General features: G+C 67.4%; 19 protein-coding genes. 6 read left to right on the top strand and 13 right to left on the bottom strand.

The annotated features are described in order from the left end of the window. Positions 1–83: 83 nt before the first annotated feature. Positions 84–2,741, bottom strand: a complete 2,658-nt coding sequence (locus ABS361_12630; GenBank protein ID XBY42957.1) for an FHA domain-containing protein — start codon at positions 2,739–2,741, stop codon at positions 84–86. Positions 2,742–3,332: 591 nt separating this feature from the next. On the opposite strand from ABS361_12630, the gene ABS361_12625 reads away from it, so the two are divergent. From ABS361_12625 to ABS361_12600, 6 genes are all read left to right on the top strand, one after another. Beyond that, positions 3,333–4,022 carry a Crp/Fnr family transcriptional regulator gene (locus tag ABS361_12625; GenBank protein XBY42956.1) on the top strand — a complete coding sequence of 230 codons (690 nt, stop codon included), beginning with the start codon at positions 3,333–3,335 and terminating at the stop codon, positions 4,020–4,022. 137 nt (positions 4,023–4,159) lie between these two features. Continuing rightward, entirely contained in the window at positions 4,160–4,417 is a 258-nt protein-coding gene (locus tag ABS361_12620) for a hypothetical protein (GenBank protein XBY42955.1), read from the top strand. A 4-nt stretch (positions 4,418–4,421) separates the two neighbouring features. Continuing rightward, a complete protein-coding gene (locus tag ABS361_12615; GenBank protein ID XBY42954.1) occupies positions 4,422–4,748 on the top strand; it encodes an EscF/YscF/HrpA family type III secretion system needle major subunit in 327 nt (108 codons plus the stop codon). 155 nt (positions 4,749–4,903) lie between these two features. Beyond that, on the top strand, positions 4,904–6,271 hold the full coding sequence (locus ABS361_12610; protein XBY42953.1) for an HrpJ domain-containing protein: 1,368 nt from the start codon (positions 4,904–4,906) through the stop codon (positions 6,269–6,271). A gap of 78 nt (positions 6,272–6,349) precedes the next feature. Further along, complete coding sequence (locus ABS361_12605) at positions 6,350–6,736, top strand: hypothetical protein (GenBank protein ID XBY42952.1); 387 nt, start codon at positions 6,350–6,352, stop codon at positions 6,734–6,736. A gap of 896 nt (positions 6,737–7,632) precedes the next feature. Then, positions 7,633–9,939, top strand: coding sequence for a secretin N-terminal domain-containing protein (locus ABS361_12600; GenBank protein XBY42951.1), 2,307 nt, complete (start codon positions 7,633–7,635; stop codon positions 9,937–9,939). A gap of 207 nt (positions 9,940–10,146) precedes the next feature. On the opposite strand, the gene ABS361_12595 is transcribed toward ABS361_12600, so the two are convergent. From ABS361_12595 to ABS361_12540, 12 genes are all read right to left on the bottom strand, one after another. Next, positions 10,147–10,533, bottom strand: a complete 387-nt coding sequence (locus ABS361_12595) for a hypothetical protein (protein ID XBY42950.1) — start codon at positions 10,531–10,533, stop codon at positions 10,147–10,149. A gap of 170 nt (positions 10,534–10,703) precedes the next feature. After that, positions 10,704–10,997: a hypothetical protein gene (locus ABS361_12590; GenBank protein ID XBY42949.1), complete on the bottom strand. Its 294-nt coding sequence runs from the start codon at positions 10,995–10,997 to the stop codon at positions 10,704–10,706. A gap of 62 nt (positions 10,998–11,059) precedes the next feature. Then, entirely contained in the window at positions 11,060–11,833 is a 774-nt protein-coding gene (locus ABS361_12585) for a hypothetical protein (GenBank protein XBY42948.1), read from the bottom strand. A gap of 118 nt (positions 11,834–11,951) precedes the next feature. Then, on the bottom strand, positions 11,952–12,431 hold the full coding sequence (locus ABS361_12580) for a hypothetical protein (GenBank protein XBY42947.1): 480 nt from the start codon (positions 12,429–12,431) through the stop codon (positions 11,952–11,954). Then, positions 12,428–13,522 carry a hypothetical protein gene (locus ABS361_12575; GenBank protein ID XBY42946.1) on the bottom strand — a complete coding sequence of 365 codons (1,095 nt, stop codon included), beginning with the start codon at positions 13,520–13,522 and terminating at the stop codon, positions 12,428–12,430. The genes ABS361_12580 and ABS361_12575 overlap by 4 nt, the downstream gene beginning before the upstream one ends. A gap of 9 nt (positions 13,523–13,531) precedes the next feature. Continuing rightward, a complete protein-coding gene (gene sctV, locus ABS361_12570; GenBank protein ID XBY42945.1) occupies positions 13,532–15,661 on the bottom strand; it encodes a type III secretion system export apparatus subunit SctV in 2,130 nt (709 codons plus the stop codon). A 55-nt stretch (positions 15,662–15,716) separates the two neighbouring features. After that, the gene (locus ABS361_12565; GenBank protein ID XBY42944.1) at positions 15,717–17,396 is read right to left on the bottom strand and encodes a hypothetical protein; all 1,680 of its coding nucleotides are present in this window, start codon (positions 17,394–17,396) and stop codon (positions 15,717–15,719) included. Positions 17,397–17,570: 174 nt separating this feature from the next. Continuing rightward, on the bottom strand, positions 17,571–18,707 hold the full coding sequence (locus ABS361_12560; GenBank protein ID XBY42943.1) for a hypothetical protein: 1,137 nt from the start codon (positions 18,705–18,707) through the stop codon (positions 17,571–17,573). Continuing rightward, complete coding sequence (locus tag ABS361_12555; protein ID XBY42942.1) at positions 18,704–19,297, bottom strand: hypothetical protein; 594 nt, start codon at positions 19,295–19,297, stop codon at positions 18,704–18,706. The genes ABS361_12560 and ABS361_12555 overlap by 4 nt, the downstream gene beginning before the upstream one ends. 52 nt (positions 19,298–19,349) lie before the next feature. Then, the gene (locus ABS361_12550) at positions 19,350–19,835 is read right to left on the bottom strand and encodes a hypothetical protein (protein XBY42941.1); all 486 of its coding nucleotides are present in this window, start codon (positions 19,833–19,835) and stop codon (positions 19,350–19,352) included. A 61-nt stretch (positions 19,836–19,896) separates the two neighbouring features. Continuing rightward, the gene (locus ABS361_12545; GenBank protein ID XBY42940.1) at positions 19,897–20,358 is read right to left on the bottom strand and encodes a type III secretion system chaperone; all 462 of its coding nucleotides are present in this window, start codon (positions 20,356–20,358) and stop codon (positions 19,897–19,899) included. Between the two features lie 100 nt (positions 20,359–20,458). Continuing rightward, positions 20,459–21,334: a hypothetical protein gene (locus ABS361_12540; GenBank protein XBY42939.1), complete on the bottom strand. Its 876-nt coding sequence runs from the start codon at positions 21,332–21,334 to the stop codon at positions 20,459–20,461. Positions 21,335–21,362 lie beyond the last annotated feature (28 nt).

Below are 21,362 nucleotides of genomic sequence, written 5' to 3'. Positions count from 1 at the left end.
TCGAACATGATGACGTCGCCGACCTTGATGTCGGCGACGTTTTTGTTTGCGGTTTGCTGCCGGTCGCTCGGCGCGATGTGGCGTCAGTTCTGGCTCAGCGTCCAGTTGACGCTCGAGCCGAACACTTCGACCGAGTAGCCGTTCTGCTCGCGCAACACGATGCCGAGTTCGCCGATCATGGCGATCCGCGCCCGCGGCGTGGTCAGCATGCCTTCGCGACGCTTGAACCCGTCCTTGAGCTGGACGTAGCGGTCGCCGACCAGATTGACCCCGACGATCTCGAGATCCGCGACCGGCAGGTCGCGCACGAGGAACCGGATGATCTCCGGATTGCGGGCGGCTTCCGCGAAGTAGAACGAACCGGCCTGGCGCGTTCGGGCGCCTTCGGCCTGTTGCTCCAGGCAGGCGGCGGTCCGGCGGGGGTTGGTTGCGGCTTCGAGCAGGAAGCGCTGCTGCTCGAGCGAGAACTGCTTCAGCGACAGGGAGTCGCTGAGGCTCAGCATGTCGAGCCAGAACGCCGCCACGGGCACGGATTTCACCGACAACCGCGACCCCGGCCAGCACATGCGCTCCGGCCCCGCGTCGGCGCGGATCTCGCTGCCGAGCAGCGGCAGGTAGGCCAGTCGGCTCTCCTGTTCCTCGACAGGGGCATTGCCCGAGCGGTCGAGACCCGCGCGGGCGACCGCGACGGCGTCGAGCGTCTTGGCGACCACGTCGTCCTTGCCGGCCTTCGGATCCTGGCTCTGCATCCAGCGCGCGATCAGGCGATCGGCCGCGCCGCCGAGCGCGCCGACAATGTCGGAGACCCCGGTCGAAGCCGCGGCCCGTGTCGCAGTCTGGGGGCGACCGTCGTTCTTGACTCGGACGTGGTCGCGCCCGCTGCCGCCGAGCCCGAGGTCGCCGACCCCGAGGCCTCGGCGCCGGACGTCGTTGCCGGGCTCGATCCTGCCGAGGCCGAGGCCGATGTCGTTGCCGGCGTCGGGGGTGTCGCATCCGACGCGGCTTCGGTGCCGACAGCTGCGACAGCGGCTGGTCCTGGCTGCGTCGTCGGCTCGATCACGCCGGAACCGGCCATGCCCGCAGCGCCGGCCGACGGCGTCGGGGTGACGCCCGCGGCTGCGGGATTGGCGTCGGCGATGGAGGCAGCCGCCGGCTGCGCCCCGGGGAGCGGCAGGAGCGCTGACGGCGGGCGCCGCCGGGCGCAGCGCGTCCGCCCACGCCGACGGTGTCGCCGACGAGGAGGAAGCGGCCGCGGGTGCCGGGAACGTCGGGAGACGATCCGAGGAAGCCGCGCCCTGCGTGGGGGCGGCGATCGCTTCGATCTCGCGCAGGATCGCTCCTGCGGCAGCGGGCGCCGTGACGGTCGGAGGCGATACCGGTCCGGCCGCCGGCTGGGAGGGCGAAGCGGATTGGGGCGTCGCGGCCGCCTCGGCTGCGGCGACCGGTCCGGGCCCCTGCGCCTTCTTCCTCGACCCGACGAACAGGTCGGAGACCTCGTAGAGCCCGCGCTTGAGCCGATCGATGTCGAGCGTCACGTCGCCGGTCTGAGTGCCGGCCGTTGGCCCGAGCGAGATCGCCGGCGTGTCGAGCGTCGGCGCGGGCGCCGGCGCCGCGCCGGAGGCCGGCTGCAGCTGGACGAAGGAACGAAGCCCGATCTCGCTCGCGAACTGCTTCGAATAGGCCTGCAGGAAGCCGACCCAGGTATCGACCTTGTCGGCGGGCAGCAGGCCGGTGATCTCGACGTGGTTGCCCTCGAGGCGGAGCACCACATAGGGGCCGATCAAGGCCTTCTTCGCCAGCTTCTCGATCTCGGTCAGCAGGGTCTTCGCCGTGCGGACGCCGCTCTCGACCGCCGTCACGCCGGCCACGTCGCCGCCGATCCGCTCCGCCAGCTGGGCGACCAGCTTGTCGTCGAGCACGCGGCCGGTCAGCGTCACCGTGCCGGTCGGCGCGAGGCTGAAGTCGATCGGCAGGCGCGACGACTGGATCAGCGTCGCGATCTCCGAGCGCATCGACTGCAACGTATAGACCCTGAGCTTGACCGGCAGGCCGAGCTTCTCGGCCGCGACCGTGATCGCCCGCCGCTCGACCGGTGTCTCCACATATCCGCTGGCGTAGATGCCGCCGTCGGGCTCCTCGCGCAGGGTGATGGCAGGACCGAACGGGAAGGCGGCAAGCGCCGCGCGCAACTGGTCGACCGTCGCCGGCTGCGCCCGCAGTGCGGCGATCGGCTGGCTGCCGAGTGCAAGGAAGGTGACGCCGCCCGCGACGATGAGCGCCACGATCGAGGCCGCGATCGCGCCGAGATGCGGAATGCGGGCAGGCAGGGCCATGCGGGGCGCCGGCGTCTCGACCGGCTCCTTGGGCGGCTGGAACCGGATGCCCTGGGGCACTTCGGCGAGCGAGGTCCAGTTGGCCGATCGCGGGCCGATCGCGAACTGCGTCGTGCCGGCGACGACGACTTCGAGCGGCTCGAGTTCGGTCCAGCTGTCGGCATCCGCCTCGATCACGCGCCCGTTGGTGGTCACGAACCGACCGGCGCGGCCCTGGATCTCGACCTTGGTCGGGCCGAGGCGCAGGCGGCCGTGGCCGGCGCTGAGACTGACATCGGTGATCTGGATATCGTCGTCGGCGCCCGACCCGATGGTGTACTCGCCGGGGTCCAGGAACACTTCCGCGCCGGTTTGAATCCCGCTGAGAAGCTTCAGGACGATCCGTTCCGAAGATGTACTCGTGACCATGGTTCGAAACGCTCGTCGTCTCCGACGTCCTCAAGTCCGGCAATTCGCGGCCCGCGCACCGATCGGGATCCGCGCGGGCGGCCCCAAGCCCCCGAGGGGCCAACGCTTGCCGATCGTCAAATCCGCGTCGGTTCTACCCGCCCCCGCAAAATCACGCAGTCATGATCGATACAGCCATATGGCTAAGACGGGCATTCGCCTTGGGGGATAATCTGAAATTGTAGCCATGGACGTGCGCGACGGGCGCGCGGGGGCAAGGCGCAGGGGCGCAGGCACCCTCGGCGCGAGACGAAGTCGAACGATCCCGCAGAGATCGCGGTGGTGGTCCGCCGATGCGCGGAGGTCGATCACCACGTCGTGAAGGGTTCCGCGCTCGCGCGAAGTGATTGAAAGTATCGGCCGTTGCCCGACAACATGAGGACGTTGCGAGAGGACCTCGCGATTACGAAAGCCGACCTCTGTCACGTTTGGCACCGGGAAATGCGCCGAGTCAAATAGACATAAGCTGCGATACCAGCCGCGCCGAGATTTTCAACGACGTGTCACCGGACTGGGCCGAGCGGGCGGCCTCAAGTCCAGCGCCAATCGAGAATGACGAATTTAACGCTCAACATCAAAAATTTGACGCCAGCGGCGCACACTGCGCTGATGGAGAATTCATTTCGAAAAACATACTCTCATAATGAATATGTCTATCTTCAGGATGACGAGGTCATTGGTCTCCATGTGGTCGCGTCCGGCCACATCCGTCTTTCGTATTTGATGGAAGATGGTACGGCAGTCATCTATCGGATATTGCCGAAGGGGGAATGTTTCGGCGAACTGGCGGTCTTCGACCGCGGCAACCAGTGCGACATGGCGACGTCGCTCGGCGAGAGCGTGGTGCTGACCGTTCCCATCCGCACATTTCGCGATCTCGCCAAACGCTATCCCGAGATCGAGGCGGCGCTGGGGCATCTCGTCGCAGATCGCTACCGCGACTACGTCGAGCTGACCCGGATTCTGAGTTTGTCGTCGCTCTCGGCGCGCCTGTCACAATCGATACTCCGGCTCGTCGACAAGCTCGGTACAACCGCGGTCGTGAAGGGGCGAAAGGTTCCGGCGATCGGCTCGATCGTGACGCAGTCCGACCTCGGACTGATGGCGCGAGGGGCACGGGGCAATGTGAACCGGACGCTCAAGGAATGGGAGCAGCGGGGATGGGTCGCGGTCCGGGATCGCGAAATTCTGATCCTCGACCGCGAGAAGCTGAATGCGGTTTCGTTCAACGACGAGCCCTAGTGGTTCGATCGAGGCGGATGATCCCATCCGTCTCGTGAATCCGAACCACTAACTTATTGACGTTGTGGTCAAATCAATCTGATGCTTGCAGGATGCAAGCGTCGGATTTTGACCACTAGCGCATCCGGGAGGTGACCTTGGATATTTCGATGTCCGATCTCGCTGATCGGTTGCAGTCCCAGGACGGGGCGGAGGTCCGGGCCGAAGTCGAACGTCGCTTGGCGGCGCTCAAGCGGTCCGTTGCCAGTGAATTGCGCGGCGGTCGCTCGCTCGACGAGTTCGACCGCCTCCGGGCGTTCGAGGCCGGCGTCGATGCGGCGATGTCGGTCGTGACGTCCATGACATCGAAATCACCGCTCGCGACGCGGACCAAGGTCAATCGAGACAGGAGTTAGTCCCATGGCATTACCGACAGTCGGCACCGGCACCGGCAGCATCATCGGCACCAATCCGAACGGCACGCCGACCAACCCGACCGGCGCGAACTACGACACGACCGCGGCCGGCTTCGACCTCATCTACATGCAGTCGCTGCTCCAGCAGCAGATGCTGTCGGTGCAGGGCAACATCCAGGCGATCGAGCAGAACGCGAACCTCTCGGACACCGAGAAGATGTTCTCGATGCAGATGGCCATGAACACCTGGTCGGCGATCGCCAACCTGCGCACCAACATGCTCAAGACCGTGTCCGACTCGCTGAAGTCGGTCGCTCGTAACGTGAGCTGATCGGCGCGGCCGAGGTCTCCGCTGCCGGCCCGCGGTGGTCGGTGTGCCGGAGTTCTCGGCCCGAGCGACGAGCGGCGGGGCGGCCTTGTCCGCCCCGCGCGTGACCCGGCCCGAGCGACGCCGGGTTCGATGGATCTTTGAGCGGAAACCGGAAGATGGCGGCCTCGCTGGAGTCGATCCGATCGACCGTGACTGCGCAGACCGTGACCTCGCCCGTCGGCGCGGAGGTCATGGCCAACCGGCGCGGAACCTATCGGGGCGAAGGTGTGCGCGGATCCAACGAAAACTCGAAGCTCAACGCTCCGTCGCCCGCGACAGAATCGCGTGTCACCAACGCCAATCGTCTGGACGCCCGGTCGCTTCAGATCAGGCAGGCGCGTCAGGGACAGGCGGCGCATTCGAGCGGACTGTCGCGCATCGCCGAATATCTCGACAAGTTGCCCGACATGCCGTCGGCCGAACGCCTGCAATCGCTCGCGCAGGAGTTCGAGCGCGAGATGATCGACGGTCCGCCGCTGCATCTGACCGAGCATGTCGGCAAGCACGTTGCGGAACGGATCGTCGAACGAGAAGTCGCCACGCGGGACACGGGCGCCGAAGAGCGAACCGGGCGGGAAGACGCGCTGGGCGGCGACCCGGCCGGCGGCGACAAGCCGGGCCAGGAGGGGCGCGGCGGATCGGGCAACGCCTTGTCGCGTCCCGAGTGGATGCGCGAGATGAGCGGCCGCTTCCTGCAGCAGCTGCAGCGGTTCGACGGCGATGTCACCCATCAGTTCGCGGCGCTTGAACTGCTGACCGACCATTTCGAGCAGATCGGTGCGGGCGAGGATTTTCTCCAGGCCCTCGGCGAGGCGCGTCAGCAGTTCGAGCAGGGTGACGTCGCCCGCGACGTCCGGGCCGGCTTCGCCGCAGCCAAAGTCGCGCACGAGGCAGCCGCGACGCTTGAGACCGATCCGGCCACGGTGCGCAACGGCTACCGCGCCCTTCTGCGGGAACAGACCAACCTCGGCGGCCTGTTCGAGAAGCTCGCCACCTTCGATCTGGCCAACAAGTACGAGACGGTCATCGAGACCTTCCTGACCGCGGCCGGTCGCGACCTCGCGACCACCGACGGCCAGACCGACAAGATCCTGCTGAACGGATTGCTGCAGGAACTGTCCAAGCTCAAGACGATGCAGACCGTGCTCGAGCAGAGCAAGTCGCTGGTCGGCACCGCGCTGCGCTACCTCGAGCGCCGGGAGCACCATTGCCTCGATGCGGTTCGCCTCACCGGCGACATGCTGCATTTCGCCGCCAAGACGACGCCGACCCCGAAGGATGTGCGGCAATTGCTCGGCCCCTGCGACCTCGATCCGGAGGTGCAGGTTCTGGTCGGCAACGGGCTCCGCGCGCTGCACGGGCAGCTGCCGGACATGATCATCCCCGGATCGCAGGCCCGCATCCTCCAGGCGGCTGCGATCATGGGATTGCTCGGGCAGCTCGTCGAACTGGAGGAGGCCGCCCATGCCGCGCGATCGGGCTAGTCGGACGGCAGGCAGGCCGAAGATCGCAATATCGGTGGTCGCTGTCGGTCCTGGGCCGATGATCGAGGCGAGGGACGGATGGGGATGCTGACGGCGGCGCAGTTGAGCGAGATCGAGCGTTTCGCGGAAACGCTCGGCACGAACGTGCAGGAGGCACCCGACGGCAGCGTCAACTTCGTGTTCGACCGGCTCGGGACTCTCTCGGTTGTCGGCCTCGAGCGCGAGGACCGCGTGGTGATCGGCCTGTCGCGCATGCCCGAGGCGCCGCCGCCCGATGTCGAGGCGCGGCTGCTCGGGGAGGCCGGGCTCGATCCGGCGGACGGGCGTCTCATCCACGCGGCCCGGTGCGAGGATGGCGCGCTGCTGTTGGCGCTGGAAATACCCGCATCGTTGCTGTCCGCGACGGCGCTCGACGGGGCGCTGTCGCGGTTGACCGAGCACTTCGATCGGGTGATTTCTCGGTAGCAGCGCAGAACACCGAGCGACGAGCGACGCGAGACACATGTGGAGTCGAAGATCTCGATTCCCTATGACGAGGCTGTCATCGCATGCTCACGACTGTTGCGCATTTGCAATCAGGCTGCTCGCGCCGACTGACCTGATCGAAACGTGCCGTTCTTGTACGGGTTAAAAGCTGGTAAACATAACTAAGCGGTGATTCGCGACCTGTCTGGCAATGACTGTCAGAGTCATCGACGTAAGATGGCGGGTCGCTATGCCCGTTGCAGGCCGTCCTGCGGAACGGCCGATCTCACGGGGTTTCCTGTTCCGCGTCGGGTTCTGTTGTGGGGCCGGCCGGCTGCCGTGCGCCGCCGCTGGATTTGTGTCCAGTTGCGGGTGATGTGAGTAAGTGTCGAGTATCGGACGCGTTTGCCATGGGTCGAATTTCGATCCGTGGTTATTCTTGTATGGAGAATCGTATATTCGAAGTCCGTAGTATGTCAGCTCGATGTCGTCTGTCGTTGATCTTTAACATGGAAATTGCTGTTAACCTTTTGTTTACGATTTCAATACGCTAGGGACCACGCATCTACGCGTTAAATAGTTCTCGATGACTGGGTTTTTTGCTATCACTCAGTTCAGTTGGCGATTCGGTGGTGCCGGCTGATTCGCGGCTTCGCATCTCGACCGGAGCGTTGGTCTGGCTGCCGGTCGGGGTGAAACGGCGTTGGCCGTGCCCGCCGAAGTGAGGCTTTCGGGCTCGCCTTGATCTGGTGATCGGTATGAAGACTTCGTCGTTCGGACATTCGGCAGAGCTTGGCCCTTCGGCCTTGTATGCAATGCCTGCCGTTGGCCCGACCTTGCCGGTCTCGGCAGTCGCCCGGTCGAGCGGAGGTCCGGCGGCGCGGTCGAGCGCCCGGATGTCGCTGGTTGCCGCCACGGCCCTCGCGGGGGCGCTCGCGCTGGGTGCCTGCAGCTCGACGATGCAGGGCGACGCCTGCTCCGACATCGGCAACATGTCGCCGGAAATGCGCAGCCAGCGGAATTGCGGCACTGGTCCGACCAGCCAGAGCGGCCTGCGCAACGCCACCTACGAAGGCACGGATTCGCCGCTGCTGTGGAGCGGCAAGGGGCCCGCGGAGAATGGTTTTCTGCAGACGGGCTCGATCAACCAGCCGGTCCCGACGCCGGGGGGGCGTCCCTTCGTCGGCTATGTCGGAACGCTGCGCGTCGATTACGCGCCCGACCCGAAGAAGACCGCCGACGACGTCAAGGATCTCAGGGTCCTGCGTGGCGAACGTTTCGACCCCAACGAGACGACCAGCCTCAAGTTCGACAAGGTCGACCTCGCCGTCTTTCTGAAGCAGACGCTCGGCGGCATCCTGAGCGTGAACTATACCGTGCCCGAAGATCTCGCCGGCAAGGTCAGCTTCTACACCGAGCAGCCGATCCCGAAGGCCGATGTCCTGCATCTCGTGCGCGATATCCTGGCGCGCAACGGCTACCAGATGGTGCTGCTCGACGGCGTCTATCACATCGGCAAACCCGACACGATCACGTCGATGGTGCAGATGCGGACCGCGGGACGCTCGGGTGAGCAGTCGACCCGCCTGGTCAAGATCTCCAAGGGCAATTCGACGGAGATCGCCGCCTTCGTTCGCCAGATCGTCGGACCGGATGTCTCGATCGGACCGGCGAACGGTGGTGATTCCGTCGTGGTCAGTGCCCCGACCGCCCAGATGGATCAGGTCGCATCGCTCGTCCAGTCGCTGGCCGATGGCGGGATCGGCGAGGATCGCATCGCGATCGTGCCGATCCAGCGCTCGTCGCCGGGCCGCATCGCCGAGGAATTGTCGCAGTTCTACCGTGAACGGTTCTCCGGCTCGCCGAGCAAGCAGGACGGCATCAGCCTGACCGCGCTCACCAGCCAGAAGGCGATCCTGGTCGCGACGCGCGATCCGCGCCTGATGGCGGGCGCGCGGCGCATGATCGACGAACTCGATCGGGCCGCGGGCGAGGAATCGAGCCTCCGCGTCGTCCAGCTCGTCAATGCCAAGGCCGAGGACGCGGTCGATCGGCTGAAGGTCGTGTTCGGCGGCGAGGCGGCGCAGGGACCGGCCGACACGCCGCGCCGTGATCAGACAGGCGGCAAGGACGAGGGCGACGCCGAGACCGCGCCCGCGGACGGCAATCGCAATACCTCGCGCAATCGCAACAACAATTCACAGAACAATAGCGGGCAGAACAACGGCGGGCAGGGTGATACCAGCGCCGCGACAGCGAAGGAGCGGTTCGCCGCCGCCGCGCGACTGGCCGCAAAGGGCATGGACTCCGTGAATACCGGCTCGATCCCGAGCGGTCTGCGGTTTTCCTCCGATCCGCGCAACAACGCGGTGCTGATCTATTCGGACTATTCGTCGTTCCTGAAGATCCGCGACTTCCTGAAGACGATCGACGTCGCCGATGCCCAGGTCGTGATCGAGGCGACGATCGCCGAGGTCAGCATCACCGATGATCTGCAATACGGCGTGCAGGCCTACCTGCGCGCCCACGGCATCGCCGTCGGCAGCGGCACCAGCACGCCGAACATCGCGACGCCCCCGTCCGGCGGTTTCCTCGCCGGCTCCGGCACGACGGGCCAGCTCACCTGGGGCGCGGTGCTCAACGCCCTTCAGGGTGTGACGACCGTGAAGGTGATCTCATCGCCCTATCTGACCGTGGTCAATGGCAAGACCGCGCGTCTGGTGGTTGGCGACCAGATCCCCTTCGCCAATCGAACCGTCAATTCCAATTCCAGCGGCCAGACCACGGTCACGCAGGAAGTCGAGACCAAGGATACCGGTATCGTCCTCGAGGTGACGCCGCGGATCCAGGCCAACAACGTCGTGTCGCTCAACGTCGACCAGCAGGTCTCCAAGGCGCAGGACAACGTGCTCAGCGGCAACCTGACGCCGGTCATCTCGAACCGGCAGGTCAAGTCGGAGATCACGGTGATGTCCGGCAACACGGTGCTGCTCGGCGGCCTGCTGCAGGACCGCATAGACAAGACGGACAATGGTGTGCCGGGCCTCAGCAAGCTGCCCGTCGTCGGCGACCTGTTCAGCCAGCGCACCGACAAGACGACCCGCGTCGAACTCGTGATCATGATCACGCCGCGGGTCGTGCGCTCCAATACGGAGATCGACACGGTCACTCGCGTGATCCGGAGCCAATCGCGGATTCGCTGACACCGGGGTCTATTGGTCCCGGCCCTGTCTCACCGATCGACTGTGGCGGCGCACAAGACCGCTGCGGCTCGATCGGCCTCGGCCGGCAGTCGCTCCATTCCATCGCCCCAACAGCGAACGCGTAAAACGAAAGCGCCCCGTCGTGCCGGACGGGGCGCTTTCGTTTGTGTGCCAGAGGAACGGCGCTGGGGAACGGCTTGTGCGCGCTCAGTTCTTGGCGCGGACCACGCCACCGATCTCGTAGGGCGGGATCACCGCGGCCGCCTGTTCGTCCTGGAAGAACTCGTAGTGGTCGAGCCCTTCGCAACGGTTCGCCTGCAGCAGGGCGACGAGACGGAGTCGGATCGGATCGTTGCGGACCATCGCCGGCATCGGCCCCGGAAAACCCGTCGCCGCGGTCGGGTAGGGGCGGCCGTCGGCGTTGAGCGTCGCGCGCCAGGCCCGGCGGTCGAAGGCGGTCAGGTCGTTGTAGAGCGTCTTGCAGACCAGGATGCGACGTTCACCGGGCTCAGCGAAGCCGGTCGTGGTCGAAGCGGCGAGGCAGAGGCCCGCCAGGAGGATCCGGAGCGCTCCGGCGCCGTGGTTCTTGTACACGCTTCGGCCTCTTCGTTTGCTGGACGCCGCCGGCATGAAAGCCGCGTCGTCCTTTCGGCTATGGAGCGCGGCCGAATCGGCGTCGCTCCATTCTGTCTCGCGTCCAACCATTGAACGAGCGAAGACATTGATCTTTTCTTAACCGTCCCGCGCAGGGCCGCGTGATGCGCTCAGATGGTCGATGACGTCCTTGTCTGCTTGTAGACGCTGGAGTTCTCGATGTCCTGCGCGGGGTCGAACTCCGTCGACCGGTTCTGCTGCTGCGTCTGCACGGCCAGGATGGCCGACTGGTTGAGGTAGTCCTGGAACTGGTCGTCGCTCGTGTTCGAGTTGGCCTCGGCGGTCCGAGCGTTCTGCACGGCGGTGTCCTGGGTGCTGCCGTAGGGCAGGGGATCACGCGTGCTGGCGTTGGTCTGATAGGGCGGCAGCGGTATGGAACTGCTCGACTGGATCGGATCGGGCATGTCGGCCTCGTCGGCTCGGCGTGAAAACAGCGCGAATCACTTTCGCGATCGTCACCGATTGTTCAGGACGAGCCTGTCACGTTTTGCACAGATCGACGACGTCGGCCGCGCCATGCCGCGCCGGTCTCGATCGCGGCGACGATGCAGAGCGGCAACACGATCAGCGTCAGGATCGGCGCGCGCCACGTCGTCTCGGACGCGGCGGGCACCACGAGATCGCTGGGCCGGGGCGCCGCGACGGACCGGGTGGCACCGGCCGCCAGCAGCGCCGCGAGCTCGGCGCGGAAGGCGGCACGATCGAGATCGCGTCCTTCGAGCGCCAGGAAGCCCGGTGTCCAGTCCTCGTTGACGACGCAATCGGCCGCGCCTCCGGCGTGTCGGGGCGCGGTCGCCGCGCAGCCGCGGAGCGCGGCCGGTACGGAGAGGTCGAGGTAGGCGTGGCCGGAGAGCCCCGCCTCGACCGCGGCAATCGGGCCGGGCGCGAAGACGAGCACGATCGTCGGCTCCGGGGTGCTCTCGCGTCTAATCGCCGCCCCAAGGCCGGCGACCGCGGTGCGGATCTCGGCGTAGGGCGCCGGTCCGCTCGCGACGTCGGTCGAACCGCTCGGGTGGATCAGCCGGATACCGGCACTGCGCACCTCGATCACGACGCCGGGCCCGCGGCGCTGCCGGCTGTGCAGGGCTTCGACGATCCGTTCGGACGACGCCGGCGGGCGCCGGTGCATGAGCGTTGCGGAGGTTTCGGTACCGGACTGGCCGGATGCGGCCACGGCGGCGAGCACCGCGATCAGCAGCAGGAAGAACACCGTGAAGACGTTCGCGGCGAAGTCGGTCATCGGCACGAGCGGCGGGCCGCCGGCGTCGGCGAATGCGGGCCGGGATCGGCTCTGGCCGGGCGATCGACGGGCGTTCGAGACCCGCGCGGCCGCGGACCACCTCAGGCTCCGGGGCCGCTCATCGCCGGGCCCCCGACAGGCGAGCCCCGAAGCAACGCGTCAGCGCCTGCGCCGGGGTCGAGGCGCTGCAGCTCCGGTCGAGCCGCGCGACCGCCAACTCGGTGATCCCCGCGCGCGCGATCACCGGCTCGGCCACGAAAGCCGCCTCGCCGCCGTCGGCGCCGACGATCAGCTCGACCGACGCGCCGGCGGCGCGGTGCTCCGCCAGCCAGGCGGCGAAACCCGGATCGTCGAGGATGCCGTCGAGCGGCGCGCGGATCAGCGCCGCGCCATAGGTCACGCCGCCGGCGTCGGCATAGATGCGGTTGTCGAAGGCCGCGGCGTCCGCCGACCGGCGTGCGGTGCTCGCCGGTTCGGCGGGGCGGCCGACCGCGGGCATGATCAGGATCAGCGCGAGAATGAGCAAGCTCGCGGCGCCGAACAGCACGTCGGCCATCGGATCGAACAGCGGCGCCTCGTCGTCCTCGCTGCCGGTCATGGCCCGGCCCGACCGCGCGCTGTCGGCGCGGCGGTCACGCGCCCGACGATCTGGAGCACGCCCGCTGCGGTCTCGGCCTCGAGCCGCTCGAGCAGGCTCAGCACGGCGCCGAGCACCGCGCTGCCGACCAGCCCGAGGAAGGTCGTCTCGAACTTCACCGCGAGGCCTCGCAGACTGGCGCCGAGGTCGCCGCTCTGGACGCCGCCGGTGCCGAACGGCAGATCGGCGACCGCCGCCGACAGGCCGACGACCGTACCGAGAAAGCCGAGCAGCGGCAGCAGCGTCAGGCTGCGCCGGATGAACAGCCGAGACGCTTCGCGAAACTGCTGGTGCGCGGCCCAGTCGTCGGCGCCGTCGCGGCCGAGTTCGGTCTTGAACAGGAGACCGATCCGGGTGTTCGGCAACCGGTCGACGGCCGCGTCGATCCGCGCGCGGTCGCCCTGCGCCATGCGGATGCCGCGGCGCGCCAGCACGAGTGTGCGCCAGTCGGCCGCGAGCAGCGCGAAGCCGTCGGCGACGAGCGTCGCGACCACGCAGGCCGCATAGACGATCAGCACATGGATCACGGTCGTACCACGCAAGGCGGCGACCAGGATCCCTTGCGGACGGTCGGATCCGGCGCCGTCGATCGGGACCAGCGCCAGGAGCGCGATGGTGAGGGCGAAGCCGAACGCCAGCGCCGCACCGAGCGACTGTTCGGCGACGGCGACCGGCGCGCGGACCGGATCGTCCCAGCGCGCGAGGTAGTTCGACCGTGTCGACAGCGCCAGCACGCGGCTGCCGAACACCGCCATCAGGCAGATCGGCCACAGCGTCAGGCCGTGGACGACCTCCGCCGCCGGGCGCACCGATGTCGCGATCGGAAGGATGGCGCGATCGAGGCCGAGCGGCAGCAGGGCGGTCCAGACCGCGAGACCGGTCGGAAGCCGCAGCGCCGTCGTCACGCGGATCAGCGTCGCCGCGACGCCGATCGCGCCGAGCAGGGCGACGATCGAGATCCCCTGCACCGGATGCAGCAGCAGGTCGCAGAACAGCGCGCCGGCAAAGGCGATGCCGTAAGCGGTCAGGCGCCACGACGGCCGGTTCGGCATGGCGCTCCCTCAGGCCCGGGCGAGCTGGGCGTTGAGCCGGATGCGTTCCAGCGGCTGCACGTTCGCGGTCGCGGTGAGCTCCTGATAGGAGAGGACGGCGAGATTGGGGAAGTCGCGCTCGCAGATCTTGCGCATGAACCGGCGAATATCCATCGGCGCGAGCAGGACGGGGGCGGGCGCGCTGGTGATCTCCCGGCCGATCGCGGCCTTCATGGCATCGACGATCTGGCGATGCACGTCGGGCGACAGGGCGAGATAGGACGCGCCGCTGGTCTGGCGCACCGCGCCGCGCACGGCGTCCTCGATCTCCTTGGCGATCAGATAGGCCGGGATGATGTTCTGCCCGCCCGAGAAGCGGTGCGTGATGTAGCGGGCGAGCGCGCTGCGTACATGCTCGACCAGCACGATCGGGTCCTTCTCGCGCTGGCCCCATTCGACGAGCGCCTCGAGCACGGTGCGCATGTCGCGGATCGAGATCTCCTCGCCGACCAGACGCTGCAGCACGTCGGTGATGGTGATGATCGGCAGCGCGCGCGTCGCCTCGCGCACCAGCTCCCCGAAGTTCTTCTGCATCTGGTTCATCAGATACATCGTTTCCTGGATGCCGATGAACTCCGAAGCGTGCCGCTTCATCACATGCGCCAGATGGTAGGTCAGCATGCTCGATAGCGTCATCACCTGCAGCCCGGCGCGCTCGACGAGCGGCAGATGCTTGGTCTGGACCCACAGGCTCGGCGTGTTCGGCAGGAAGTCGTCGCCCCGCTCGAACGGGATCTCGAACATCTTCAGGTTGGCTTCGGTCTCGCGAACGATGAAATAGCCCGGACGGGCGGCACCCGACGCGACCGGGATCTCGTTGACCAGGATCCGGTATTCGCCGTCGCGCAGATTGTCGTTGAGCCTGAGGTGGATGCCGGGGAAGGGCACGCCGAGGTCGAAATAAAGGGCGCGGCGGACCTTCGCGACCTCGCGATCGAGCCGCTCCGGCCGGATGCTGTCGCGGACGCTCGAGGCGATGTCGACGATCAGCGGCACGGTCAGCGCGAAGGTGACGGCCTCGATCGGCTCGTTGTCCTCGATGTCGCCCTTCGGCAGCGACGGGGCCGGTCCGCGCGAGGCGAGCGCCGGAGCGAGGGAGGGCATCTCTCCGGCGCGCGAGGTCTGCTTCGACCGCGCTCGGACCTTGGTCATGTGGTAGCTGGCGAAGCCGCAGCCCGCGGCGAGCGTCACGAACACCAGCGTCGGAAAACCGGGCACGACGGCGAAAATGCCGAGGATCACGGCCGTGATCATCAGCGCCTTCGGCTCGTTCATGATCTGGCCGACGATGTCGGAGCCGAGATCCTTGTTCTCTTCCGAGGAGACGCGGGTGACGATGAAGCCGGCGGTGATCGAGATGAACAGCGCCGGGATCTGCGACACGAGGCCGTCGCCGATCGTCAGCAGCGAATAGCGCTCCAGCGCCTCGCCGACCGGCATGCCGCGCTGCAGGGTGCCGATCGCGATGCCGCCGACCATGTTGATGGCGATGATGATCAGGCCCGCGATCGCGTCGCCCTTCACGAACTTCATCGCGCCGTCCATGGCGCCGTAGAGCTGGCTCTCCTTCTCGAGCAGGTTGCGGCGGCGCTTGGCCTCGTCGAGCTCGATCTGGCCGGCGCGCATGTCGCTGTCGATCGACATCTGCTTGCCGGGCATGGAATCGAGCGAGAAGCGCGCCGACACCTCGGCGACGCGTTCCGAGCCCTTGGTGATCACCATGAAGTTGACCACGGTCAGGATCAGGAACACCACGAGACCGACGACGAGATTGCCCGCGACGACGAATTGGCCGAACGTTTCGACGATATGGCCGGCATCCGCCTGGATCAGGATCAGGCGTGTGGTCGAGATCGCCAGCGCGAGCCGGAACAGCGTGGTCAGGAGCAGGATCGACGGGAACGACGACAGCTCGACCACGCTCTGCAGATAGACGGACGCCATCAGCAAGAGCGCCGCCAGCGCCAGATTGACGCCGATCAGCGCATCGATCGCCTGCGTCGGCAGCGGCAGGATCATCATGAAGACGATGCAGACCAGCAGGCAGGCGAGCAGGAGATCGTTCCGCTTGGAGACGACTTGCAGGAAGCGTGTCAGCATGCCGCGGCGAACCTCCGGCGGACGAGAGCGATGGACGGGCCGGCGACTTGGGCGATCATGCCGGGACCCTCACCCGCGAGCCGCGGCCGCCGAGCGTCTCGGTCGTATCGGGCCGGCCGCTCTCGGCGCTGAACTGCTGCAGCGTGAACAGGACGTCGACGATACCCTTTGCGACGCTCGCCGCCGTGTTGACAGTCGCGTTCTCCAGCATCTCCTGAATGCGCTGCGCGAGAGCCGCCCCGCTGTTGGTCTCGACAATCGAATTCTGCACGTCCCGCTGATTGGACGCGAGCCGGTCGCGTTCCTCGCGGTCGCGGTTGTCCTGGGACTGGTTCTCCAGCCGTGTATCCTTGTCGTCGCCGGTGTCGATCCTGGGGGCGATGCCGAGCGCTGCGGAGAGTGCCGTGAGCGCATCGGCAAGGACCGCGGCATTGTCCTTCTGCGCGGCGGCGGCCATGCCGAGCAGGGAACGCGGAGAGCTGACGTCTCCGATGGCGATGTTGCGCGCGGTCAGCGTATTGAGCGGATTGAGCAGCGCCGTCACCTGGCCGGTCGAATTCATCGTTGGCAGAGGCAGGCCGGTGAAGTCGAACGTGTAGGTCTTGTTCGTCGATGACGGATCGGTGAAAGTCAGAATCGATCCGTTCGAGGATTTGTAGTCGAGATAAGGTGCGAGATCGCGCGCGGTGGCGAGCATGCTCGACGTCTTGCTGTTCACGTCCGACTGCTTCGCGTTGATCGTGGCCTGATAGCCGTTGTTCGGGTCGGAAGTCTTGGAATTGATCGTGTCGATCTTGCCCTTGTACGTGCTCAATTGCTGCGAGGCGGATCCGCTACCCGACGTCGACAGCAAATTGACCGCAGTCGACATGTTGCCGATCGGGTTCGCGTTGATCACGTTGTTCTGCAGGCTGTTGAGCAGCGGGACCATGTTCGTGGTCCAGTAGGCCGCCTTTCCGGCCGTCGCTGTGCTCTGGTAGGCGGCCAGCGTCGTCGCGATCTGGCCGGTGTTGCCGGTGCCGAGCGCATTGGTGACGGTCTGCTGGTCGGTTGCCGTCGCTGTGCCGTTGCCGATCTTCACGAGCGCATTGTAGAGGCCCGACAGGGTCGGGTTCAGCGTGTTCGTCTTGTAGTCGGACGCGTCCTTCTGGTCCGCGGCCTGCTGGTTCTGCGCCGTGCCCAGCGCCGTCTGGGCGTCGGCGAGGCTCTGCGAGGCACTGTTGTAGTTCGAGAGCTTGGCGAGATAGGTGCCGTAAACGCCGTGCGATCCGCTCGCATCGGGCGGGACGTTGCTGACGCTCGTGGCGTTCGGGTCGCCGGTGAGCTGCTGATAGAGCGAGGTGATCTGGCCTGCGTTGGTCTGCTTCTCGGCCGTCAGATCCTTGATCGCGAGCTTGGCATTGTCCATCAGCTGCGACGCGATCACGTATTTGGCGATGCCCGCCTGGATGTTGCTCAGCAATCCGAGAGTGCGCTGCGCCTCGGTCAGGGTCTGATTGTTGCGCGACTGTCCGACGGCTTCCTGGATCTTGCTCAGGATCAGCGCGATCAGGGCCTCGGAGTCCCCCGGCGCGCTCGGCGAGGGCAGGCCGGCGGTCGACTGCGCGTAGGGTACGCCGAGATCGGTGATCGTCGGCGCTACCGTCGTCGTCTGCGTGGTCGTCGTCGTGACCCCGCCGACCGTCACGATCTGGGTCAGCGTGTTCGGTGACGAGACGCCGGTGATGGAGGACATGGACCTCGGCTCCTTCCGCACTGATCCTGGATCCCGGCCGCGGGGGCGTAGATCGAGCATGCGGCCGCAACTCTAGGCGGGATCGGCACTCCGCCTTGTGCCGAAAGATACTTTACGGGCGCAGCGGCTGCGCACGACCCCGGTGCAAGGCCCCGGAACGCGTGGCCTGCGCCGCTATTTGACGTAGACCCGCCCGGCCGACGGGCTGCCGCCGTGCGGCGGGATCGTGTCGTCGGCGCGCCGGGCCCGATCCTCGGCGAGGTCGCCGAGCTCATCGGCGATCGCTTCGACGATCGCCGCCAGCAGCGCGGCGGCGAGCCCGATGCGGGCGAGCGCCTTTCTCAGCCGCGAGGTCTTGCGATCGGCGCGGGCGCGGTGGCGCGCGACTTCGTCCGCATCGATGCCCAAGGCCGCGAGCTGCTCGAGCAACGGATCGTCCACTGCGCTCGACGGGCGGGGCGGGGCTGTGCCGTTGGCGAGCGGCGCCGGACCGGGCGCCCGCGGCGGCGGCCAGCCGGGGATCATGGCGGCGTTCAGGATGCCGGAGTGCGGTCCCTTGGCTCCGCCCGTGGCATTGTCGGCGTCCGGGCGGACGACCAGATCCGCCAGCGCCACGGACGGCTCGGGACGGTCGGCCACGGTCGACGCGCCGCGAACCATCCGCGCCTCGGCCTCCGCCCTTGGCGCATTCGGATCGGCCGCGCCACGGTCGGCGCTCCCGGTCTCGGTCGTGCTGCGCGGCGCCTCGATCGGCGCCGGTCTGGCCGCCGGTCGATCGAGCGCAGGCCGGTCCTGTGTGGGGGCCGTCCCCTCGGTCCGACCGACCGGATCGTTCGGCCGGATCGGCTCCCTGATCGCTTCGGCCGGCCGTGCCTTGCTCGTGGCGTCGGATGCGGGATCCGAGGCCACGACTTCGGAGCTCTTGAGGGTGCCGTCGACCATCGTCGTCTGAACGAGGCCGACACCCGGACGCATTTCCGTGGTCACGACCGCATCCCGGCGCGGGGCCGCCTCCGGCCCCTTATCGCGCGTGCGCGGCGCGGGCGACGCCGGATCGCTGCCCGGATCGACAGTACGTGTCGGGCGCCAGTCGAGGCGCGGCAGATCCGGACGGTCGATCGCCCCGCGCGGTGGCGGCAGCCCCGCGACGGTCAGCGCCGTCGCGCTCCGCTCGGGCGACGGCCCGTGGAACGATGTCTCGCCGGCGTCATCGTGCTCATGCGCGTCCGCGACCGGCGCAGCCTCCGAGGCCGCCAGCAGATCCGCCGCCGGCAGCGTTGCGAGGCGCGACAGGAGACGCTCGATGATCACGTCCGCTCCTTTGCCTCGCCGTTCGACGGCCGTGCCGTCAGCAGCGCGCGCAGCCGCTCGACCTCCCGTAGCGCTGCCGGCGCGAGGTCCGACCGGTCGGACTTGTCGAAGCGCCGCAAAGCCTCCGCCGCTTCGTCCCACCGACCGGCGCGCTGATGGAAGGCCAACTCGTGAAAGGCGAGGGCGCCCCAGTCCGGCCGGCTGGCCCTGAGCTGATCGAAGGTGGCGCGCGCGACCTCGGCCTTGCCGCTCGCACCGGCCGCGATGCCTAGGCCGAGCCAGTATTCCGACTTGCCCGGGCAGAGCAGGCACAGGGCGCGAAACAGCGGCTCGGCGCGATCGAACCGCTCGAGCGCCAGCCAGCCGAAGCCGCGCTGATAGAGGAGATCGAGCGCCGCGCGTGGCAGTCCGAGCGCTTCGTAGAGCGGCTGCCCGGCGGCCAGCCGCCCAAAAGTCCGCCCGGCATTGATCCCGAGATGGTCCGTCAGTTTGACGAAGATCTGCTCCACCTCGGCGCGATCGCCGGGATCGATCCCGGCGAACAGGTCCGCGAAGGTCTCGGGCAGGTCGGTCGCTCGCGCTGCTTCCATGGATCGGCTCCCTGATCCGGTGCGACGCACCGCTCACCCGAACGCGGGCCGGTCAGGCGTCGATGGCGTCATTGCCGACCTGCGAAAACGCGGCGATGAGGCGGCGCGCTTCGGCCGCGGCCTCGTCGTGGCCCACGCGTTCGGCGCAGTCGAGCGCGAGTTTCGCTTCCGAGACTGCCTCGGGCATGGCCTTCAGCGCCGCGCTGGCGCGGGCCGACAGCAGGTAGCCGCGTGGATCCTCCGGCGCGACGCCGATCGAGATCGCCGCGCTCTGCAGTGCCAGTTCGGGATGACCGACGACCAGGCAGCAATTGGCGAAGGCGACCTGCAGGTCGACGTCGCTCGGATTGCACAGCACCAGCGTCCGGTAGGTCGAGAACGCCTCCGCATAGTCGCCGCGCTGCATGTGATTGCGTCCGACCAGCAGCCCGACCTTGAGCATCTCCGGCTGCAGGCCGAGATGCTTCATCAGCGCGCCGTTGAACAGTTCCACCGTGGAGGTGAACGCCTTGTCGTCGGTTTCGAGTCCGGTCGTCATGCCGGTCAGTCTCCAATGAACGCGTGGAGGGAGCGGGGGCCGTGACCATGCGGCCGGCCGCTCAGGGCTGGAAGATCAATGCGTTTTCGAACAGCGCGGCCTCATAGGCGGACGCGGATGGCTTCGGGACGTCGAAGAGGTCCTTGTGCAGCCGGGCGACCGTGCCGACATCCTCGACCAGCCGGATCAGCTGATCGACCGGCCGGTGGTATTCGATGGTCGCGGTGACGACGACATCGCTGCCGTTGCCGCGATCGAGCGCGGCGCCGAGGCCGTAGCGCATGATGCAGCCGAGGTTGAGGTCGAGCACCGCGCGCAGGAGCTCGCGGCGGCGCTCCGGCGTCGCGGCGAGCGAGCCTGCGAGCGCGGCGACCACGACATGACGCCCGAGCGGGTCGTCCGTCACGCGGATGTCGAGATCATCCCAGCCGAGCACGAGGCCGTCCTCGGCGTCGAGCGTCGTCGCCGGCAAGCCCAGCCGCTGCAGCATCGCCGTGACCATCGATCGATAGTCGTTCGCCATTCCGCCCCACCCTTGGCCCCGCCCGGGCCCCCACTGGACGCCCGTCTTCGCGCGGACGACGGCAGCCCCCGCCGTCGTCCGGATGTCCGATCCGCCCCGATCAGACCCGCGTCATGGTCTGCATCATCGCGACCGTGGTCTGCTGGATCTCAGCCAGGAGCTGCGCGATCTGGTCCGCGAGCTTCTGCAGGTCGTCGGCGAGTTTCTGCGAGATGTCGTGGCGCGCGTTGGTGCGCTGCGCCTCGGCCGCCCACTGCGCGCCGTCGGCCTCGATGTTCTTGACCTGGGCCTGCATGACCTGGTTGACAAACGTACCGATCGCGCCGACGAGCTGGGCGATGGCCTGCGTCCTATCGCCGGCGGCCTGAGCCAGATTGATCGCCTTCATCTCGCCGGCGCCCGTCGGGGCGTCGTTGAGCTGGCCGATCTTCGTGGTCGCCCCAGCGATCGAGATCACCGACGACGCGACCGTCATGCCGAGCTGCACGGCAGCGCCGATGATCATCATCGTCGCCGCTTCGCGCATGGTCGCGGCCTGCTGCATGAGCTGCGCCGCTGCGAGATCGGACTCGGAGACCGCGTCCTGCAACTGCTGCCGGCTCTTGTTGCCGGCCGTCTCGACGATCAGCGCCGCGAGCTTGTCGCCGACCTCGAGCGGCTTCGCCCACAGTTCCTTGATCAGATCGACGATCTTCTGCTTCTCGGTCGCGGCCGTGTCCTTGCCGAACACGTTATCGAGAATGTTCTTGACGTCCTGGATGAAGTTTTCGGAGAAGCTGCGCCCGCTCGGCATCGTATAGAGATCGGACTTCGGCGTGCCGCTCTCCGGCGTGCCGACCAGCTTCGGGGTGTTGTTCGTGACGCCGCCGCCGACGACCGGGTCGGGCGTGCCCGTGGTCTGCCCCGGGCCCGACGCCGCGCCATAGTTGTTGAGCGGATTGTAGTTGTAGGGCTGAGGAATCTGGATCCCGGACATGGTCTGCTCCGTTCGATCTGAAAAGCGT

This window comes from Ancalomicrobiaceae bacterium S20, assembly GCA_040269895.1.
In the GTDB taxonomy this organism is placed as follows: Bacteria; Pseudomonadota; Alphaproteobacteria; order Rhizobiales; family Ancalomicrobiaceae; genus Methyloraptor; species Methyloraptor flagellatus.
Note: the sequence above shows the minus strand (reverse complement) of the source record. Positions and strands in the feature narration are given on the sequence as shown.

Coding starts and splice junctions, on each gene's coding strand:
- ABS361_12545 (XBY42940.1), bottom strand. CDS start 20,358: ATGGCGAACGACTATCGATCGATGGTCACGGCGATGCTGCAGCGGCTG.
- ABS361_12575 (XBY42946.1), bottom strand. CDS start 13,522: ATGCCGAACCGGCCGTCGTGGCGCCTGACCGCTTACGGCATCGCCTTT.
- ABS361_12585 (XBY42948.1), bottom strand. CDS start 11,833: ATGACCGACTTCGCCGCGAACGTCTTCACGGTGTTCTTCCTGCTGCTG.
- ABS361_12590 (XBY42949.1), bottom strand. CDS start 10,997: ATGCCCGATCCGATCCAGTCGAGCAGTTCCATACCGCTGCCGCCCTAT.
- ABS361_12600 (XBY42951.1), top strand. CDS start 7,633: ATGTCGCTGGTTGCCGCCACGGCCCTCGCGGGGGCGCTCGCGCTGGGT.
- ABS361_12550 (XBY42941.1), bottom strand. CDS start 19,835: ATGACGACCGGACTCGAAACCGACGACAAGGCGTTCACCTCCACGGTG.
- ABS361_12625 (XBY42956.1), top strand. CDS start 3,333: ATGACGAATTTAACGCTCAACATCAAAAATTTGACGCCAGCGGCGCAC.
- ABS361_12610 (XBY42953.1), top strand. CDS start 4,904: ATGGCGGCCTCGCTGGAGTCGATCCGATCGACCGTGACTGCGCAGACC.
- ABS361_12540 (XBY42939.1), bottom strand. CDS start 21,334: ATGTCCGGGATCCAGATTCCTCAGCCCTACAACTACAATCCGCTCAAC.
- ABS361_12605 (XBY42952.1), top strand. CDS start 6,350: ATGGGGATGCTGACGGCGGCGCAGTTGAGCGAGATCGAGCGTTTCGCG.
- ABS361_12565 (XBY42944.1), bottom strand. CDS start 17,396: ATGTCCTCCATCACCGGCGTCTCGTCACCGAACACGCTGACCCAGATC.
- ABS361_12630 (XBY42957.1), bottom strand. CDS start 2,741: ATGGTCACGAGTACATCTTCGGAACGGATCGTCCTGAAGCTTCTCAGC.
- ABS361_12615 (XBY42954.1), top strand. CDS start 4,422: ATGGCATTACCGACAGTCGGCACCGGCACCGGCAGCATCATCGGCACC.
- ABS361_12580 (XBY42947.1), bottom strand. CDS start 12,431: ATGACCGGCAGCGAGGACGACGAGGCGCCGCTGTTCGATCCGATGGCC.
- ABS361_12555 (XBY42942.1), bottom strand. CDS start 19,297: ATGGAAGCAGCGCGAGCGACCGACCTGCCCGAGACCTTCGCGGACCTG.
- sctV (XBY42945.1), bottom strand. CDS start 15,661: ATGCTGACACGCTTCCTGCAAGTCGTCTCCAAGCGGAACGATCTCCTG.